At 33.1% G+C, this 19,478-nt stretch carries 16 protein-coding genes and 1 pseudogene; all 17 read left to right on the forward strand.

Annotated features, from left to right (window positions below; genetic code table 11):
* Positions 1 to 7 precede the first annotated feature (7 nt).
* Complete coding sequence (locus BG05_RS05645; RefSeq protein ID WP_003192901.1) at positions 8 to 1,195, forward strand: nucleotidyltransferase domain-containing protein; 1,188 nt, start codon at positions 8 to 10, stop codon at positions 1,193 to 1,195.
* A 2-nt stretch (positions 1,196 to 1,197) separates the two neighbouring features.
* Positions 1,198 to 2,990 (forward strand): annotated as a pseudogene (locus BG05_RS05650) (ABC transporter ATP-binding protein).
* Positions 2,991 to 4,183: 1,193 nt separating this feature from the next.
* Positions 4,184 to 4,618, forward strand: a complete 435-nt coding sequence (fabZ, locus tag BG05_RS05655; RefSeq protein ID WP_002184592.1) for a 3-hydroxyacyl-ACP dehydratase FabZ — start codon at positions 4,184 to 4,186, stop codon at positions 4,616 to 4,618.
* Between the two features lie 598 nt (positions 4,619 to 5,216).
* Positions 5,217 to 5,954 carry a YveK family protein gene (locus BG05_RS05660; protein WP_002184593.1) on the forward strand — a complete coding sequence of 246 codons (738 nt, stop codon included), beginning with the start codon at positions 5,217 to 5,219 and terminating at the stop codon, positions 5,952 to 5,954.
* Entirely contained in the window at positions 5,944 to 6,633 is a 690-nt protein-coding gene (locus BG05_RS05665) for a CpsD/CapB family tyrosine-protein kinase (RefSeq protein WP_002184594.1), read from the forward strand. Before BG05_RS05660 ends, BG05_RS05665 begins: the two co-directional genes overlap by 11 nt.
* A gap of 83 nt (positions 6,634 to 6,716) precedes the next feature.
* Positions 6,717 to 7,484 (forward strand): tyrosine-protein phosphatase, encoded by a 768-nt coding sequence (locus tag BG05_RS05670; RefSeq protein ID WP_002184595.1) that lies wholly within the window; start codon positions 6,717 to 6,719, stop codon positions 7,482 to 7,484.
* A gap of 249 nt (positions 7,485 to 7,733) precedes the next feature.
* Positions 7,734 to 8,615 carry a UTP--glucose-1-phosphate uridylyltransferase GalU gene (gene galU, locus BG05_RS05675; RefSeq protein ID WP_002184596.1) on the forward strand — a complete coding sequence of 294 codons (882 nt, stop codon included), beginning with the start codon at positions 7,734 to 7,736 and terminating at the stop codon, positions 8,613 to 8,615.
* A 60-nt stretch (positions 8,616 to 8,675) separates the two neighbouring features.
* Positions 8,676 to 10,487: a polysaccharide biosynthesis protein gene (locus BG05_RS05680; protein WP_002184598.1), complete on the forward strand. Its 1,812-nt coding sequence runs from the start codon at positions 8,676 to 8,678 to the stop codon at positions 10,485 to 10,487.
* 23 nt (positions 10,488 to 10,510) lie between these two features.
* Positions 10,511 to 11,626: a DegT/DnrJ/EryC1/StrS family aminotransferase gene (locus BG05_RS05685; RefSeq protein WP_002184599.1), complete on the forward strand. Its 1,116-nt coding sequence runs from the start codon at positions 10,511 to 10,513 to the stop codon at positions 11,624 to 11,626.
* Positions 11,626 to 12,270: a sugar transferase gene (locus BG05_RS05690; RefSeq protein ID WP_002184600.1), complete on the forward strand. Its 645-nt coding sequence runs from the start codon at positions 11,626 to 11,628 to the stop codon at positions 12,268 to 12,270. The genes BG05_RS05685 and BG05_RS05690 overlap by 1 nt, the downstream gene beginning before the upstream one ends.
* Entirely contained in the window at positions 12,267 to 12,884 is a 618-nt protein-coding gene (locus BG05_RS05695; protein WP_002184601.1) for an acetyltransferase, read from the forward strand. Before BG05_RS05690 ends, BG05_RS05695 begins: the two co-directional genes overlap by 4 nt.
* 1 nt (position 12,885) lies before the next feature.
* Positions 12,886 to 13,977 (forward strand): glycosyltransferase family 4 protein, encoded by a 1,092-nt coding sequence (locus BG05_RS05700; protein ID WP_002184602.1) that lies wholly within the window; start codon positions 12,886 to 12,888, stop codon positions 13,975 to 13,977.
* A gap of 27 nt (positions 13,978 to 14,004) precedes the next feature.
* On the forward strand, positions 14,005 to 15,264 hold the full coding sequence (locus tag BG05_RS05705; RefSeq protein ID WP_002184603.1) for an oligosaccharide flippase family protein: 1,260 nt from the start codon (positions 14,005 to 14,007) through the stop codon (positions 15,262 to 15,264).
* The gene (locus BG05_RS05710; RefSeq protein WP_002184604.1) at positions 15,251 to 16,699 is read left to right on the forward strand and encodes an O-antigen polysaccharide polymerase Wzy; all 1,449 of its coding nucleotides are present in this window, start codon (positions 15,251 to 15,253) and stop codon (positions 16,697 to 16,699) included. The genes BG05_RS05705 and BG05_RS05710 overlap by 14 nt, the downstream gene beginning before the upstream one ends.
* Positions 16,696 to 17,871 carry a glycosyltransferase family 4 protein gene (locus BG05_RS05715; RefSeq protein WP_002184606.1) on the forward strand — a complete coding sequence of 392 codons (1,176 nt, stop codon included), beginning with the start codon at positions 16,696 to 16,698 and terminating at the stop codon, positions 17,869 to 17,871. Before BG05_RS05710 ends, BG05_RS05715 begins: the two co-directional genes overlap by 4 nt.
* Positions 17,871 to 18,767 carry a glycosyltransferase family 2 protein gene (locus tag BG05_RS05720; protein WP_003192882.1) on the forward strand — a complete coding sequence of 299 codons (897 nt, stop codon included), beginning with the start codon at positions 17,871 to 17,873 and terminating at the stop codon, positions 18,765 to 18,767. The genes BG05_RS05715 and BG05_RS05720 overlap by 1 nt, the downstream gene beginning before the upstream one ends.
* Entirely contained in the window at positions 18,764 to 19,336 is a 573-nt protein-coding gene (locus tag BG05_RS05725) for an acyltransferase (RefSeq protein ID WP_002184608.1), read from the forward strand. Before BG05_RS05720 ends, BG05_RS05725 begins: the two co-directional genes overlap by 4 nt.
* The last annotated feature ends 142 nt before the right edge of the window (positions 19,337 to 19,478 follow it).

A 19,478-nucleotide genomic window follows, 5' to 3' on the forward strand; every position in this document is an offset into this window, starting at 1 on the left:
GAATGAGATGTATACCGGTTGTAATCTTGATTTGAGTCATTTACCTAAAGAACTAAAATTGTTACTTGAAATTATAAAGAAGGAAGATAAAGAGATACAAGAAATCCCGGGAGACTGGTTCATAAATATTGATTGGAACAAATTTTTGAAACTGGCGCTGCATCATCGCATGTACGCGTTCATTTACCCAAAAATGAAATCTATTGATAAACAGTTAGTTCCATCAAATGTTGTGCAAGTATTAAGTACATATTTTAAAAGGAATACATTCCATATGCTTCATTTAAGTGGAGAAATGGGAAAAGTGAGTAAATTATTTGCTGAAAACCAACTTCAACTTCTATTTTTGAAGGGTCCTATTCTTGGCGCAGACCTATATGGAGATGTTTCCCTTCGAACATCAGGGGATCTGGATGCCCTTGTTCCTATAGATGATCTTGGAAAAGTGAACGAATTACTTGTAAAGAATGGTTATGTCAAAGAGGATGATTTTCCGACGGTTATGAATGAATGGAAGTGGAGACGCCACCATACAACTTACATGCATCCGATAAGTAAGGTGAAATTGGAGATTCATTGGCGACTACACCCAGGGCCGGGAAAGGAACCACACTTCGATGAGCTATGGGGGCGAAAGAGGACGAGTCCTGTCACAAATTATCCTGTCTATTTTTTAGGTAGAGAGGATTTGTTTATGTTTCTTGTGACTCATGGAACTAGGCATGGTTGGTCCAGGCTTCGATGGTTAACGGACATTGACCGTATGGTAAGGCAAGAAATAGATTGGGAAGAACTCACTGTTATTTTGGAAAGATATGGATGTAAACGACTGGTAGGTCAGGCGCTTATTTTATCTTCTGAGCTTTTAGATACTCTTATAATAGCGGAAGAGGCAAAAGTATTAATGTCAGGGAGAAAGGTAACGCAATTAGCGCAGCTTGCTATATATTACTTGGAAAATATGATTAACTTGCATACAGATCCTGTCCCAGAAGAAGTTTCAAAATATCATGAGCGATATTTATATTTGTTAAAGACAAGCTCTCAAAAGCTACTGTTTCATCTTAGTTGGTTGTATCCTTATCCTCAGGATGTGGAAACTTTACCACTGCCAAAACAACTGCATGTTTTATATTTCCCTTTGCGGCCGGTTTTATGGATTTGGAGGGAAATGAGGTACCGTAAGGAGAAGTGAAAATGAGAAATATTTTATATTTTACAAAGCGGTTATACTCTTTTACTGGAAACATTCTCATTGTTAATCTCATGGGAATGGTATTGGTCAGTCTTGTAGAGGGAATCGGCATTTTATTATTAATTCCTATGATAAGTATTAGCGGTATTGCGAAGATGAATGAACAGACAAGTCCTCTTTCAGGGGTTCTTGGATTCCTAGGTGAGATTCCAACTACTTTAGGATTACCACTTGTATTAGGAATATATATTATATTGGTCGTGGGACAAGCGCTTTTGCAAAGGAATATAACAGTTCGTAATGCGAAAATCCAGATACGTTTTATTAATCATTTGAGATTGGAAACTTATCGTGGATTGTTGCAGGCCAACTGGAGTTTCTTTGTGAAAAAGAGAAAATCAGATCTTATCAATTCTTTGACAACGGAATTAGGGCGTGTTAGCGCAGGCACTAATTTATTTTTACAGTTGCTCACTTCTTTAATGTTTACATTTATACAGATTGGTTTCGCTTTTTGGTTAGCGGCAGATATAACAATTTTTGTACTATGTTGCGCTGTGGTACTTGCCTTTCTTTCACGAAGATTTATTAAAAAATCAAAAAGATTAGGTGGTCGAACCTCAGAGAATTCAAAAGCGTATCTTGCAGGTATAACTGATCATTTTAATGGAATTAAGGATATTAAGAGCAATACACTAGAACGATCTCGTTATATGTGGTTACGTAATTGGGCAGAAGATGTGGAACGTGAACAGTTTGCATATATTAAGGTGAGAAATAATTCTCAACTCTTTTATAAAATTGCATCAGCTGTTTTCATTGCTATTCTTATCTTTCTATCTGTTCAGCTGTTTCAGACGAAAACGGAGCAATTATTCTTATATTTTCTCGTTTGTGGCCACGATTTGCAGGTATACAATCAAACATGGAACAAATTGCAGCGAATCTTCCCGCTTTTAAAGATTTGCTGCAATTACAGGAAGAGTGTAAGAAAAGTATAGAATTGCAAGATATAGAGCAGAATTATGATTGTATAAATCCTATGCAGATAGAACAATCTATTGAGTGTCAAAATATCTCTTTCCGCTACAATAAAGAAAATGCTGTGTACTCACTTAAAGATATTAATTTGCGTATTCCTGCAAATTGTATGACAGCTATCTCAGGGCGTTCCGGTGCTGGAAAGAGTACATTAATTGATATCATAATGGGACTTATGCAGCCGGAGAGCGGTCAGTTATTAATAGATAACAAACCGTTGACAAGTAAGGACCTATTATCATTGAGGAAATCTATTAGCTATGTTCCTCAAGATCCATTTCTATTCAATGCCAGTATAAGAGACAATTTGAGAATGGTTGAACCAAATGCAAGTGAGGAGCAGCTTTGGGAAGCTTTGGAATTTTCTGCTTCCGCTGAGTTTGTTAGCAGGCTCTCGCAAGGATTGGATACACTGATTGGCGATAGGGGAGTCAAACTTTCAGGAGGAGAACGACAACGTCTTGTTCTGGCTAGAGCGATACTTCGAAAGCCTTCTATTTTAGTGTTAGATGAGGCAACAAGTGCGTTAGATGCTGAAAATGAAGCGAAAATACAAGAAGCATTGGAAAGATTGAAAGGGAGCATGACAATTATTGTCATTGCACATAGACTATCTACTATACGTAAAGCTGACCAAGTAATTGTAATGGATCAAGGACAAATTATTCAACACGGTAGTTTCGCACAACTGGCAAAAGATGAAAGTGGTTTGTTTAGTAGCCTACTTGGACAACAGGCCAAAGTTAACATTTAAATATGACTTGTTATAATTGTTTTTTATAAATTTAAGGAATACACTGCCTTTATTTCTTTCGGGCCGGTAACACAATTTGATTATTTATGGTTTGAGGGATAATTGGTATTTGTGTACTGGTTTTTTTATGGAAATATGAGCTTAATTTAATTGCGTGACCAGTAAAAAAATTAGAAATACTTTTGTGACTTATTAATATACCATCTATATACATGTATAAATATTCGTGTTATAATTTAACATGGAACCTGATTTTATTTATACCATATAACAAAAAGCAGCGAGACCCCTCGTCTTTAGGACTAGAGGTCTCGCTGCTTTTTGTATATAAAGGTTTATTAGTGTAGTTGTGATAATATATTTTGAAGCACCTTGTAGACGTTTTTATGGGCAGTGATTAATGAGAGGTAGTGCCTAATGAATTGTTAGTATTTTGAATTGCTACTAATTTTATATAAGTAATTAAGAAGGGAAATGATTTGAGGAGATGAAAGAGAGATAGTGAAGAATATTATATAAGTATTTCTTTTTATTTCATTTGAGTTTTTCTCTCAAATACTCCGAATGCCTTATTTAACAGATAAACAAGGAAAAGCAACAATTTCTTATTAGTTATACTTTATTTTTATGTATTGTTAAATAGATTTAAAAGATTTTATATGTAATGTTGGATATTTCTGTAAAATATAAATGTATCTTTTGTGATGATATTTTATAGGATTTTTATTAAAGGCTAATCCACGAAGATTTATTTTTTTATAAAGCATAGTGTTCTGGATTACGAATCTTAATTTCTAGATATGCTATTTAAGATAATATAAGAAAAATGAAGAAATTTGTAGAAATTTGTAGAAAATTAAGGGTATGATGGTAAAAAGGAGTAAATATTAAATTTTTCTTTCTTATTTTTGTCCTTTATAATGAGCTATGAATACGACATATGAGGAAAATGATGTATATTTCCTCTCCCTAACTTTGATATACACCTTTTTCCAACCTCCGTGTTAATTGCTATTATTTTGTTATACCGATTAGCGAAGGGAAAAGGGTGTATCTTTTTTGTATGAATAGTCCTAATAGATATTTTGGGTAGAAAGCATTTCTTGTTTTTCGTGACAAAAACAATGGAGAATGGGATAATAAGGACAGTGCGTTGGTGGTATGACCAATTTGGTATATAAGGAGAGAATGATATGCTAGATATTCAACAGATTAAAGAAATTATTCCACATCGTTATCCATTTCTACTAGTCGATCAAATTTTAGAAGTAGAAGAAGGAAAGCGTGCGGTTGGGATTAAAAATGTAACGGCAAATGAGGAATACTTTAATGGACACTTTCCAGATTATCCTGTGATGCCAGGTGTTCTAATTGTAGAAGCATTAGCGCAGGTGGGTGCTGTTGCGGTACTGAAGAAGGAAGAAAATCGCGGTCGCCTTGCATTCTTTGCTGGCATTGATAACTGCCGCTTCAAACGTCAAGTTCGCCCAGGTGATCAACTTCGCCTAGAAGTCGAAATGACACGTGTCCGTGGACCGATTGGAAAAGGAAAAGCAGTAGCAACTGTAAATGGTGAAATCGCTTGTGAAGCTGAAATCACATTTGCAATTGGTGATAAGAAAGAATAAAGATTTGTTAACATAACTTTACGTTGGAAGATGAATGAAGAGAGTATGGTCATTCATCTTTTTTATTGTTATTGAAGCGAATTATGAAGAAATGGACGAAAGGTAAGAGGATTTGTCGATAGGTAAGTTCTCTTACTTTTAAACAAACGTTTGATTAAAAAAATAGGGGACTTTCGAAAAAAGTTTATCAACTAAAGTCTGAAAAAGATATCTAAAGATTAAGAAAAAACAAAATAAAAATCAACAATGGTAATATTTTTATAAACAGGATAGTATAAATGCACAGATCAATCAATGATATATTCACTAGTAATACTAATAATACCCATATATCGACAGTATATAGCAAATGAAAATCTATACATTAAAAACTGTGTCGAAATTCGTCAGATTCGGTAGTATAGTATTTGTCAATTCCTCCAACAATTTTCTCAACCATTCTTGCTATACTAATATAAGTTCTGTAATATATTAAATAGTTATCTATTACTAAACAACTTTAGGACTAGATAACAGATTTTTGTTGTCAGATTAAAATCCAACAATTTATTTTTTTTTAGAAGTTTTTATGACAAATTATTGAAAGCTGGAGGAAGGCATGGAAGAAACAATAAGTTTGAAAGAGTTATTTGCTATTTTAAGGAAACGATTAGTTATGATCCTTGTAATTACGATTGGTGCAGCACTTGTAAGTGCGATCGTAAGTTTCTACTTTATAACGCCGATTTATCAGACTTCGACGCAAATTCTTGTTAATCAAAAGAAGCAAGAAGGTGTTTTTCAACCTGGTGAAGTACAAACAAGTCTTCAATTAACAAATACATATAAAGTTATTGTGAAAAGCCCAGTTATTTTAGATCAAGTGAAAGAAAAGTTAAAGCTTAACATGTCAACTGGGGCTTTAAATAGCAAAATTAACGTCGCAAACGAGAAAGATTCACAAGTGATCGCTGTTACTGTACAAGATAAAGATGCAAAGCTAGCTCGTGATATCGCAAACACAACAGCGGAAGTATTCAAGAGTGAAATTGCAAAAATCATGAGTGTTGATAACGTAACAATCTTATCAAAAGCAGAAGTAACAGAAGGACAGTCACCAATTAAACCAAATAAGATGCTGAACGTAGCAATTGCATTTGTTGTTGGATTAATGGCTTCTGTTGGAATTGCATTCTTACTAGAGTACTTAGATAACACGATGAAAAAAGAAGAAGATATTGAAAAACAACTTGGTGTACCAGTTCTTGGCGTCGTTTCTCATATGGAGGAAGATGGCACAAAGAGCGGTAGTTTATCAGCAACGAAGAGAGTAGGGGGGCATACAATTGGTTCTTAAGAAAAAAATATTACGTGCTCGCCGTCAGCTGATTGCATATGAACAACCAAAATCATCTGTGTCAGAGCAATACCGAAATATACGAACAAATATTGAATTTGCATCTGTTGATAAGAAGATTCGTTCTCTTATCGTAACATCTGCGAATCAAAGTGAAGGAAAGACAACAACGGCTGCTAATATTGCAGTTGTTTTCGCACAACAAGGTAAGAAAGTATTACTTATCGATGCAGACTTACGTAAACCAGCATTACATCAAATGATGCAAGTGGATAATATATTTGGCTTAACAAGTGTATTAACACGTAGTAATACACTAGAAACATGTGTGACACAAACGAAAATCGGTAATTTAACATTTTTACCATGTGGTCCAATCCCACCAAATCCAGCGGAATTACTGGGTGCAAGCTCGATGAAAGATTTACTTTCAGAAGCTTTTGGCACGTATGACCTTGTCATTTTTGACACATCACCAATCTTACCAGTTACAGATGCACAAATTATGGCAAATCAATGTGATGCTTCTGTACTTGTTATTCGAAGTGGTGTAACAGAAAAAGAGGCGGCACTTAAAGCAAAACAATCATTAGATAGCGCAAAAGGTACATTACTTGGCGTTGTCTTAAACGATAAAGAACAAAATGGATCCGAATATTACTATTACGGTTCTAACTAAATGCAAAAGAAGGAAAGGTGAACATTCATCTTTTCTTCTTATATTCAGTATGTGAAGAATATGTGGAGAGAGGATGAAATAGAATGATTGATTTACATTGTCATATCTTGCCTAATGTCGATGATGGAGCACAATCAATCGAAGACAGCATTGCAATGGCAAAGGCAGCATGCGAAGAAGGAATTCATACAATCGTTGCTACTCCTCATCACCAAAATGGGGTTTATATGAATCTAGCAGAAAGCATTCTTCATCAGGTAAAGCAGTTAAATGAAAGATTAAAAGAAGAGGATATCAATTTAACCATTTTACCTGGTCAAGAAATCAGGTTGTACGGAGAGTTATTAGAAGACTATGATTCGAGGCGTATTGTTACATTGAATCGTACGGATAAATATATATTAATTGAATTTCCAACAAACCATGTCCCGCGCTATGCAGAAAAAATGTTATATGAATTACGTGTGAAAGGGATCACGCCGGTTATTGTTCATCCAGAACGGAATATGGAAATTATTGAACGCCCCGATGTGTTGTATAAGCTCGTCAATCAAGGGGCACTAACACAAATTACCGCAGGAAGCGTCACAGGAAAGTTCGGAAAGAAAATCAAGAAGTTTTCATTGCAACTTATTGAGCATCATTTAACACATGTCATATCATCAGATGCTCATAACACAACAACGCGCTCCTTTCACTTGCAAGCTGCGTATGAAACAGTAGAGAAAACATTTGGGAGTTCTACATTGTACGACTTCAAGGAAAATACATATGAACTAATAAGTGGAAAAATGATTTATCGAGAAGAGCCCGAGAAAATAAGACAAAGAAAAATATTCGGTCTCTTTTAAAGAGAAAACCACTTGGTGATGCCTCCTAACCGTTATCAATGGGGACACTCGGTCGTGCTGTGGGTAGAAATTATATTTCAACCTACCTTAGACGCTTGTCGTCGGGAGCATGATGTGAGGTAGGGTTAGATGCCCATAGTTTATTTATGATAGAAACTCTACCTATGGAGTTATAAATATGACTCTATAGGTAGGTTTTTTTATTATTGTTATATACATATGTATATATAAATTTTTGGGGGTATTGATTTGAAAAAAGTAAGGAAGGCAATTATTCCAGCTGCTGGACTGGGAACAAGATTTTTACCAGCGACGAAAGCGATGCCGAAAGAAATGTTACCTATCGTTGATAAACCGACGATTCAGTACATTGTAGAAGAAGCAATTGAATCTGGCATTGAAGATATTATTATTGTAACTGGAAAAGGAAAACGTGCAATTGAAGATCATTTTGATCATTCTTTTGAACTGGAACAAAACCTTTTAGAAAAAGGTAAATATGAAATGCTTGAAAAAGTACAAGCATCTTCAAAGATTAATATTCATTACATAAGACAAAAAGAACCAAAAGGATTAGGTCACGCAGTATGGTGTGCTCGTAAATTTATTGGGAATGAGCCATTTGCAGTATTACTTGGTGATGATATCGTACAAGCTGATACGCCATGTTTACGTCAGTTGATGAATGAGTACGAGGCAACACATTCGTCTGTAATTGGTGTGCAAACAGTACCGGAAAATGAAACGCATCGTTATGGAATTATTGATCCAATCACGCAAAATGGTCGTCAATATCAGGTGCACCGATTTGTTGAAAAACCAGCACAGGGAACAGCACCATCTAATTTAGCAATTATGGGGCGTTACGTATTAACACCAGAAATCTTCATGTTCCTTGAAGACCAACAAACAGGTGCAGGTGGAGAAATTCAATTAACAGATGCGATTCAACGTTTAAATGAAATTCAACATGTGTTTGCATATGATTTTGAAGGTACTCGATATGATGTTGGGGAAAAATTCGGATTTATTAAAACAACGATTGAGATGGCACTTCAAAACGAAGAATTGAAATTAGACTTGATGAAGTATATAAAAGAACTTGTAAAAAAAGAAGAGGTACATTCATAAGAGAATGTCCTTTTTTATTATCAATAAGATGCGAATTATATAAAGAAGGGAACAGGTATATTGAGTTATCGAAAACGGCTCTCATTATTAATTTTATTAGATTCATTTATTGTATTAACCGCCGTATATTTAAGTTATTGGTTCATACATCCGAATGTATTAAACAAAATCCCTGCGACAGTAATTATTAGCTCTATTACATTATTGTGTAGTCATCATATTTTTGCGGCTATTTATAAGCTTTATAACAAGGCGTGGGAATATGCAAGTGTTGGAGAATTAATACAAATATTTAAAGCAATTACACTTTCTATTATTGTAACAGCAATTGTTCAACAAATTATAAATCATGATATTTATGTTCGAATTTTAGCAATCGCATGGATGTTACATTTATTATTAATTGGTGGTTCTCGCTTTGTATGGCGTATGTTTCGCGATACATATATTACGAAAGCTACAGATAAAAAACGAACATTGATTATCGGTGCTGGTTCAGCGGGAACTATGGTAGTAAGACAATTGCAACATAATAAAGAAGCGGATCTATATCCAATTGCGTTTGTTGATGATGATAGAAATAAACAAAAATTGGAGATTTATAATGTGCCGGTTGTTGGTACAACAAATCATATTCAAGAGATTGTGGAAGATAATGATATAGAGCATATCATTATTGCTATTCCATCTTTAAATAGAAATCAAATAAACGAAATTTTTGAGAAGTGTACAAAAACGAAAGCAAAAACGCAAATTGTACCAATGCTTGAAGATCTTTTAGATGGCAAAGTTTCTGTTAATGAATTTCGAGATGTACAAGTGGAAGATTTATTAGGTAGGGAGCCAATTCAATTAGATGACGCGGGCATCGGGGAAAAGATCGCAGGTAAAACGATTTTAGTAACGGGTGCGGGCGGATCAATTGGATCAGAAATTTGTCGTCAAGTGATGAAGTATAATCCTGCAAAAATTGTTCTTTTAGGACATGGTGAAAATAGCATTTATACTATTGAAATGGAAATGCGAGTTACTTATAAAGATGCAGTGGAAATTACGACAGAAATTGCTGATATTCAAGATCGACATAAAATCTTTGAAATAATGAACAAGCATCAACCATATATCGTATATCATGCAGCTGCACATAAGCATGTACCTTTAATGGAACGTAATCCTGAAGAGGCTGTAAAAAATAATATTTTTGGTACGAAAAATGTAGCAGAAGCGGCTGATACATTTAAAGTAAATACGTTCGTAATGGTTTCTACAGATAAAGCGGTAAATCCGACGAATGTAATGGGAGCTACAAAACGATTTGCGGAAATGATTGTCCAACATATGGCATCCATTAGTACTGGTACACGTTTTGTTGCAGTTAGATTCGGTAATGTTCTTGGAAGTAGAGGAAGTGTAATCCCGTTATTCAAGAAACAAATTCAAAAAGGTGGACCTGTAACAGTTACTCACCCTGATATGATTCGTTACTTTATGACAATACCAGAAGCTTCAAGATTAGTTATTCAGGCTGGAACGCTAGCTAGGGGTGGAGAATTGTTCGTACTAGATATGGGGGATCCAGTAAGGATTGTTGATTTAGCTAAAAATTTAATTACTCTTTCGGGGTATTCTATTGAAGAAATTGGAATTGAATTTACTGGATTAAGACCAGGCGAAAAAATGTATGAAGAGTTATTAAATGAAGGTGAAATTCATCCGGAGCAAATATTCCCTAAAATTCATATAGGAAAAGCTGTTCTAATGGATCAAGAGATTTTAAGACAGTTTATGAATGATTTTGAGGAAATTAGTAACGAGGAAATAAGAGAACGATTATTAGATATTGCAAATAATAAAATTAATCTTAAAAATTAATTTAGGGGAAGGAAGTTTTTTAAATGGGAGATAGAATATTTCTTTCATCACCACATATGAGTGATGAAGGTTATGAAATGCAGTATGTTAAGGAAGCATTTGATACAAATTGGATTGCACCACTTGGGGAAAATGTGAATGGATTTGAAAGAGAACTAGCAACGAAAGTTGGCTCTAAAGCAGCCGCAGCGCTATCTTCTGGGACAGCTGCAATTCATCTGGCTCTAAAAGCAGCTGGAGTAGGGGAGGAAGATGTTGTTTTTTGCCAAACGCTTACATTCTCAGCTACTGCAAACCCTATTATCTATCAAAATGCTACGCCTGTTTTTATAGATAGCGATTATGAAACTTGGAATATGTGCCCTAAAGCATTAGAAGAGGCTTTTAAAAAATATCCAGATGTAAAGGCAGTTATAGTAGTTCACCTTTATGGGCTTTCTGCAGATATGGATAAGATTGTTGAACTTTGTAAGAAATATGATGTTGCTTTAATTGAAGATGCAGCAGAGTCTTTAGGGACTTACTATAAAGGTAAGCATACTGGTATTTTTGGAGATTATGGTATTTTCTCTTTTAACGGTAACAAAATCATCACTACCTCTGGTGGCGGAATGCTTGTTTCTGATAATGAAGAACGAATTTCAAAAGCAAGATTTTGGGCCACTCAAAGTAGAGATCAAGCAAGACATTATCAACATAGTGAATTAGGTTTTAACTATCGTATGAGTAATGTAGTTGCTGGCATTGGTAGAGGACAACTTAAGGTATTAGATCAAAGGGTTCAAAAGAAAAGATACATATTCGATTTTTATAAGAGAGAATTAGAAAATCTTGAAGGTATTGAATTTATGCCTAGTAATGAATGGAATGAACCAAACTATTGGCTAAGTTGCATGACTTTAAATGGTGAAATTCGACCAATTGATGTTATGGTAGCTCTTGAAAAAGAAAATATTGAATCTAGACCAGTTTGGAAGCCAATGCACATGCAGCCGTTCTTTGGGAAATATGATTTTGTTGGTACAGATGTATCAGAGAAACTTTTTGAGAATGGTGTTTGTTTACCAAGCGATACGAAGATGATAGACGCAGATTTAGAAAGAGTTGTGAAAATTATTAAAGGGTTGTGGTTAGCGTAATGAGGAATTCTAGAGGTGGCATCTATAGAAGACTTATAAAAAGACCGATGGATTTTATACTGTCTGTAATTGCTATTATAGTGCTTAGTCCAGTATTTCTTATAGTTGCTTTTCTTGTAAAAATAAAATTAGGTAGCCCAGTGTTGTTTAAGCAAGAGCGACCGGGATTACATGGGAACATTTTTAAAATGTATAAATTTAGAACAATGACTGATGAAAAAAACGAAGATGGTGAATTGTTACCTGATAGTGTAAGACTTACTAAGTTCGGTAAATTTTTACGCTCAACATCACTTGATGAGTTGCCAGGCTTGTTTAATATTTTTAAAGGTAATATGTCAATTATAGGACCTAGGCCTTTATTAGTTCAATATTTACCGTTATATAACGAACATCAAAAACGACGTCATGAAGTTAGACCAGGATTATCGGGATTAGCGCAAGTTAATGGTAGGAACGCTATTAGATGGGAAGAAAAGTTTAATTATGATGTAGAGTATGTTGAGAGTGTAAGTTTCATTACAGATTGGAAAATCATTCTTTTAACGATTAAGAAAGTTTTTATTAGAGAAGGAATTAATTCAGAAACTGCTGCTACAATGGAGCCATTTAAAGGGAATGGAAAAGGAAGTATAAAGTTATGAAAGAAAAACTTCTTATAATAGGAGCTAGTGGCCACGGAAAAGTCATAGCTGATATCGCACTGAAAATGAATAAATGGCAGAGTATTTCCTTTTTAGATGATAACGAAACTCTAAAATCTTCAATGGGAATAGAAATTATTGATAAATCAGCAAGTATCTCAAAGTATATAGATGATTACGATTTTTTTGTTGGAATTGGTAATAATGTCATACGAGAGAAGATTCAGAGGCAACTTGAGACCGAAGGGGCGAGCATTCCGGTATTGATCCATCCGAGTGCAATTATCGGAGAACAAGTCTATTTGGAAGCAGGAACTGTAGTTATGGCAGGAGCTGTGATTAATTGCTGTACTAAGATCGGGAAAGGATGCATTATTAATACTACTTCTACGGTGGATCATGACAATATAATTGAGGATTATGTTCATATATCACCGGGGGCACATTTGGCGGGTACGGTCAATATTGGGCGAGGTACTTGGTTGGGAATTGGTAGTATTATAAGTAATAATATTAATGTTACTGGTGGTTGTAGAATTGGTGCAGGAACTATTGTTGTTAAGGATATAACTGAATTAGGAACTTATGTTGGGGTTCCATCTAGGAGATTATAGAATGAAAAAGGTTTTAATATTAGCAAATAACGATGTCGGTTTATATAAATTTAGAAAAGAGCTTATGCAAGAATTAGTGAAAGAATATAAAGTTTATATTTCACTCCCAGATGGTGAATTTATACATCAATTAAAGGAAATAGGATGTGAGTTCATTAATACACCAATCAGTAGAAGGGGTACTAATCCGATAACCGACGTAAAATTATTTATGAACTATAAAAAGATTATTAAAGAGGTAAAACCTGATGTGGTGTTAACCTACACAATAAAGCCTAACGTATATGGCGGTCTAGCTTGTAGGATGGCAGGTATTCCTTATGTATGTAATATTACTGGTCTTGGAACAGCGGTAGAAAATGATGGGATATTACAGAAAGTCACTTTATTTCTATATAAAAATGCCCTAAAAGACGCGACATGTGTATTCTTTCAAAATGAATCAAATAAAACCTTTTTTAGTACAAAAAAGGTTGTTAAGGGGAAATCAAGATTAATACCAGGATCTGGTGTTAATCTTAATTATTATCCCATACTGGAATATCCATTGGATAAAGAGGTTAATTTTTTATTTATTGCTCGTGTAATGAGGGAAAAAGGTATTGATCAATATTTAGATGCTGCTAAATACATAAGAGAGAAATACCCAAATACTATATTTCATATTTTAGGATTTTGTGAAGGTGAATATGAAGAAAAATTAAAGATAATGCAGGAAAAAGGGATAATTCAGTATCATGGAATGCAAAGTGATATAAGAGAGTTCCATAAAATTTCTCATTGTACTATTCATCCTACATATTATCCAGAAGGTATGTCTAATGTATTACTCGAAAGTGCTGCTTGTGGAAGGCCTATTATTACCACTGATAGAAGTGGCTGTCGGGAAATTGTGGAACATGGAGAAAATGGTTTAATTGTCAAACAAAAGAATAGTCAGGACTTAATAGAAAAAATAGAGCGCTTTTTAAGTATGGATTGGCAGGATAAAAAGAACATGGGCTTAGCGGGTAGAAAGAAAGTTGAAAAGGAATTTGATAGAAATATTGTTCTGAATGCTTATCTAGACGTAATAAACAGTGTACAGAAATAATTATAAGTAAGAGGGTTATATGATATTATGATTAATTCTAAGTCTATGTTACTTAAGGTTATATCGGTTTTTATGGGATCAGCATTTTTTATGGCATCACAATTTTTAATAATAATAATATTGGCGAGACTAGGTAATGCTGAAGTTGTAGGAGAGTTTGGGTTAATGCTAGCGATTACAGGTCCTGTATACATGTTTTTTACGATGCAAATTAGAAATAAAGTTACTAGTGAAGAAAGTAACTCATCTGCGTATATTGAAATTGTAATTTTAAATGTAATATTAGCAACTATAATATCCTTAGGTATTTGTTTTATTACAAAAGCTAGTTCTGACGTAACACAATTAGTATTTATCTACTTGTTAGCAAAAAATGTTCAATTAGTTTCCGAATTAGTTTATGGTATTTTGCAACAACAAGAAAAACTTCATGAAGTAGGATTTTCAAATTTTATAAAAGGTATTTCATCAACTTTTTTGTTTTTTATTTTTTATTATTTCACAAGAGATATTTTATTGGCCACTCTTAGTATAGGATTATCATGGTTAGTAACGCTTTTAATATATGATATTTCTAAAATTAATATGAATAAGAAGAGAAATATTAAAGATTACTTGAAATTACCTGATGATATGAAAAAGGTTAGTTATTTATATAGGGCTCTGTTACCTTTGGGGATTATCTCACTTCTATATTCATTAAATACAAATATAACTAGATATTTTATTACTTATTATACTGATACAGAACAATTAGGTTATTTTACAGCCCTCTCGTATCTAATGATAGCGGGAAATACCCTCGTTGGGGCGATAGGGCAGTCGTTTTGCAATAAATTATCTCGTTATAGTGATCGGGAGTCAAAAAGTGATTTTAATAAATTATTTAATAAACTAGTTGTCTTTGGCTTGATGTTAGGCCTGGTAAGTACATTATTGACCTTTTATCTTGGAGAGTTCTTATTGTATATTCTTTTTGGATCAGATTATATCGAATATTCTTCGCTTTTAACTCTTTTAATGGCAGCGACTATTTTTAGATATCCTGCTGAGTTTATGGGATACGCAACTATTGCTACTAAAACTTATAAGAATGAGTTACCTCAACTTATTTTCATGTTAATTGCAACATGTATTTGTGCATTTTTATTAATCCCGATATGGGGATTATACGGTGCTGCTGTTACATTACTTGTAGGCTCTTGTATTACTGCGATTGGAAGATTTGTAATAATTTTAAGAGTGAATAAAGAAAGTGAAAGGAAAGTAAGTTATGAAACACAGTAAAATGAGAAATAGTGGGAATGTAATTTCATTTCCACTATTAATTAATGTATTACTCGTAGCTCTACTTGTAATACTTAGTTCAATATCACTTTTGTTTTTTAGCACCAATGAAGTAGTTACTTTAATCCCGATTGCAATTACAGCTTTATTTATCATTCGAAGAATAATATTAATAATTTTTCATAAGGTACCCACTTTGGATATTTGGGCTATTTTTACGTATACTTCGATACTAATTTTTATCTATTCTCCATTGTACCATCTAATAACGCATCAGCCGATTGCGAATAATTTACCATCTGATTTTACAAACCTAATAGCTATTATTGCTTGGACTTCATTACCGGTGATACCATTGTTTTATTTTGGGAGCTATATTAGAAAAAATATTAAATGGAGAATAAAAAAAGAAGCTTTTAAGAATGAAGAAATAAAAGTACCTAATATTTCTTTCATCGCTTTTGTTTATATACTGGTTGGTTTTAGTGCAAATATGATTATAGAGTCAGGGATAGGCTTAGGTGTATTAACGGGTACCCTTTATGTTTTAAATGATTTTTTTAGTGTAGGGTTAATATTTTTATATTTTAACTGGGCTAGTAAAGTTGCTAAGAAAGATAAAAACGTAAAGTTTCTGGGGCTAATATATTTACTAGTTATTGTGGTCTTAATTTCTTTATTTAACTTAGATAGAGGTAGCAGGTTCTTCATTCTAGTTTATGCATTTTGGGGATTATATATCTATGTAAATTATTTAAATAAAAAATTTAATATTACAAAGTTAATAATAATTACAATTATATTAATACCATTACTTACACAATATAAGTTATTCAAGTATGCGGAATATAATACCGATTATTTGGTAGATAGTAATTACCGAAAGTCTATTCAAAACCAATATGAACAATTGACACCTGGTTACACAATTGCTACAGATTTAGGGCGCTATTACATTTGGATGTTATATTATAAGGAATTGCAACCCAATGGTAATATTGATTACCAGCATGGAAAGACTTATGTTGATGCTGCTTTAACTATGTTACCTAGTTGGATTGTACCTAATAAGCCCCCGGGTATGATTGCTTTGTCTCATGATGCAGAATCTGGTAGAGGATTTTATGAACAATATAGGCCTACTACAGCAAAAATAGGAGGATTCTGGGCAGAAAGTTATGTGAACTTTGGATTTTTAGGGATATGGACTTTAGCAATTATATTTGGCTATTTCCTAGAAGTTATAAATGAAGTAATAAATAGAAATAAATTTGGGAGTATTACACCGGTTGTAGCAGGTTTGTTAGTTACATTTGGTGCGGAATTTTTACTGCACGATTCAAGGTTAATATTATGGCATGTTGCAAAGGATTTGTTTTTAATCTTTCCATTAATAATATATGTGAAATTTAAGAAAAAGAGGTTTAATACATGAAAATAATTTTTGCTATAAGTTCACAATACTATGAAAGTGAAGATGGGGTTTGGACAACGACATCATATAATAATACGATGTGGGATGAATATCTTAAAAGTTTTGATGAAATTTTTGTCTTAGCTCCATTAAAAAAAGTAAATGAGCTTCCAACTGGATGTAAAAGAGCTGATAATAAGAATGTCAAGTTTATTGACTCATCTGCTATTAAAAAAAAGGATGCAATTGGTATAATAAAGGTGAGAAATAAGATTAATTTATTAGTTAAATCATTAGATGGTGGGATATTGCATAGCCCATCATTTGAAGCGGAGTTAGCGTTTAGTGCTTTAAAAAAATATAAAAAGCCTTATGTTGTTGAAAGTAGAGGCGAGCAATCAATGCACGAAGGCTTTTTAAAAGCTAGAGGTATTCCTTTTGCCAAGTTTGTAAAGCAAATTTTTCTAAAAATGCATATGAGACATCTTGAAGGGGCATACGGATGTATTTATGTTTCTGATACTTTAAAAGAAAGATATGCGCCAAAAAATATAATTAAAGCAGCAGTAATAAGTGATTTAAGATTACCAGATTCCTTTATTAAAACACCAAGGGTTTGGGAGCAAACTTCAGAACCTTTTAAAATAATTAATGTAGGTAATTTAAGTCCTTATAAGGATCAAAGAACTTTAATAAAGGCGCTTCATTTTATTATAAAAAACTTTAATTATAATATTCAATTAAATATGGTGGGGAAGGGTCCCCTTGAATCAGAATTAAAACAGTTTGTAAAAGAGTTGGAACTAGAACAATATGTAAAATTCCATGGTTTTGTACCATGGGGGGAGGAACTTTTTAGTTTATATGATCAAAATGATTTATTTGTTCTATCTTCTCTTACAGAAGGTATGCCAAGGGTAGTACTTGAATCGTTAGCAAGGGGATTACCGGTAGTATCAACAGAGGTTTCTGGATCAATTGAAATTTTGCCTAAAGAGTGTATAGCTCCTGTTGGTGACTATAAGACATTAGCTCAAGCAATTAGAAGATTAATGGAATCTCCTTCTTTACTAAGTGAACTTTCTAATTTAGGAATTAATGAGATTAAGAATTATAGAGAGGACATTTTAAAAGAGAAAAAAATAAACTACTTTAATGAATTTAAAGAAGCTTTTAAGGTGGATGGAGATTGATGAAAGAGCCATTGGTTAGTATTATAATACCAAGTTATAATCCAGGACGATTAATAGAATTTGCGGTGAAAAGTGTAGAAAACCAAACATATACAAACAAAGAAATTATCATTATAGATGATGGTTCAACGGATGGGACGCTAGAGTGGTTAGAAAATAATAAGGAAAGATTTAAATATGTTACTCAAAAAAATAGTGGAGCTTCTAGTGCAAGAAATAAAGGTGTAAATATTGCTACCGGAGATTTTATTGCTTTTCTTGATGCTGATGATATTTGGCTTCCTAATAAACTTGAAAAACAAATGGGAATTTTTAAAGAGGAACAGGATATTTCTTTTGTATTTTCAAACGGCTTAATAATACATGATGATATTGAAGTAGATAGTATAATTTTGGAGAATCATGAAAAAGTATTTGATTTATACACTTTACCGCCAAAAATAATAGATTTTGATTGGAATTTTCGTATTCATTCAGTGCCTACTAGTAGCCTTATTGTAAGGAAAGATGATTTTATTAAGGTGGGTGGATTTCCTACCTTAATTCAGGGAGAAGATTTTGCCTTAATACAATTATTATTGGCTTATAATAAAGGTTATGCTTTTAAGGAACCTTTAATGTGTTATAGGAGACATCAGAATAATACAAGTTCGTCTATACAAAAGGTATCTATGAAAAAAAGGATGGGGAAAATTTTAAATAAGGATTTGGCAAGAATTATATTGTTCAATATTTTAAAAGAAAATAATCATCCAATACCAAAAATTATTAATAAATATAGGGTTTATCCAGTCCCTTGTAGAATGCTTGCTTTGTTTATTTGGAGATTTAGGTATGGTGCAAACAAAAATAAAGTAAAACGGGATATTATTAATTATTTAACGGGAAGGGCTTGAAAAAGTTGAGAGGAAGAGAAAAAGCAAAGAAATTCCAATTTTTTTTAAGAATAGTGATAGGAATTTGGAGTTTGTTTCCAAGGAAAGTATTGTATTCTTTATTAGTGTTAAATCGAAACTTGCCAGGATATTTAGGATTAGGCATAAGATATACTATATTTAAGGTTTTATGTAAATCTTGTGGGGAGAATGTTTTAATTGGACCTGGAGTATATTTCTTTAAGCTAGAAAATTTAGTAGTAGGAGATAATGTTAGTTTTCACCCTTTATGTTATATTGACGCTACTGGTGGAGTAGAAATACAAAAAGATGTTTCGATTGCACATAATTGTACTATTGTTTCCTTTGAACATGATTATACATCTGGAACTATATACAGAGATAATCCAGTAATCTCTAATCCCATTAGTATAGGCTCTAATGTTTGGTTAGGGGCAGGGGTAAGGGTTTTATCAGGAACGATTATTGAAAATAATGTTGTTATTGGTGCTGGTTCGATTGTTAAGGGAAAGATCAATAAAGATTCATTATATGTTGGGGTACCAGCTAAAAAGATAAAAGAGATTTAGTTTTATTTTAGTGGGATACTAAATTATGAGATTTTATTTATGAAGTACCCCTATTTATTTTTTATGAAATGAATATTGGGGCAATAATATAAAATAGTATAATGCTTGTCGCTTCTATATTATTGAGGAATATAGAATTGTT

This window comes from Bacillus mycoides (assembly GCF_000832605.1).
In the GTDB taxonomy this organism is placed as follows: Bacteria; Bacillota; Bacilli; order Bacillales; family Bacillaceae_G; genus Bacillus_A; species Bacillus_A mycoides.

Excerpts from the sequence above, each read along its gene's own strand:
- BG05_RS05660 (WP_002184593.1), top strand. The coding sequence starts at position 5,217 with ATGGAAGAAACAATAAGTTTGAAAGAGTTATTTGCTATTTTAAGGAAA.
- BG05_RS05695 (WP_002184601.1), top strand. The coding sequence starts at position 12,267 with ATGAAAGAAAAACTTCTTATAATAGGAGCTAGTGGCCACGGAAAAGTC.
- BG05_RS05685 (WP_002184599.1), top strand. The coding sequence starts at position 10,511 with ATGGGAGATAGAATATTTCTTTCATCACCACATATGAGTGATGAAGGT.
- BG05_RS05720 (WP_003192882.1), top strand. The coding sequence starts at position 17,871 with ATGAAAGAGCCATTGGTTAGTATTATAATACCAAGTTATAATCCAGGA.
- BG05_RS05700 (WP_002184602.1), top strand. The coding sequence starts at position 12,886 with ATGAAAAAGGTTTTAATATTAGCAAATAACGATGTCGGTTTATATAAA.
- BG05_RS05705 (WP_002184603.1), top strand. The coding sequence starts at position 14,005 with ATGATTAATTCTAAGTCTATGTTACTTAAGGTTATATCGGTTTTTATG.
- BG05_RS05690 (WP_002184600.1), top strand. The coding sequence starts at position 11,626 with ATGAGGAATTCTAGAGGTGGCATCTATAGAAGACTTATAAAAAGACCG.
- BG05_RS05710 (WP_002184604.1), top strand. The coding sequence starts at position 15,251 with ATGAAACACAGTAAAATGAGAAATAGTGGGAATGTAATTTCATTTCCA.
- BG05_RS05715 (WP_002184606.1), top strand. The coding sequence starts at position 16,696 with ATGAAAATAATTTTTGCTATAAGTTCACAATACTATGAAAGTGAAGAT.
- BG05_RS05645 (WP_003192901.1), top strand. The coding sequence starts at position 8 with ATGTATACCGGTTGTAATCTTGATTTGAGTCATTTACCTAAAGAACTA.
- BG05_RS05670 (WP_002184595.1), top strand. The coding sequence starts at position 6,717 with ATGATTGATTTACATTGTCATATCTTGCCTAATGTCGATGATGGAGCA.
- fabZ (WP_002184592.1), top strand. The coding sequence starts at position 4,184 with ATGCTAGATATTCAACAGATTAAAGAAATTATTCCACATCGTTATCCA.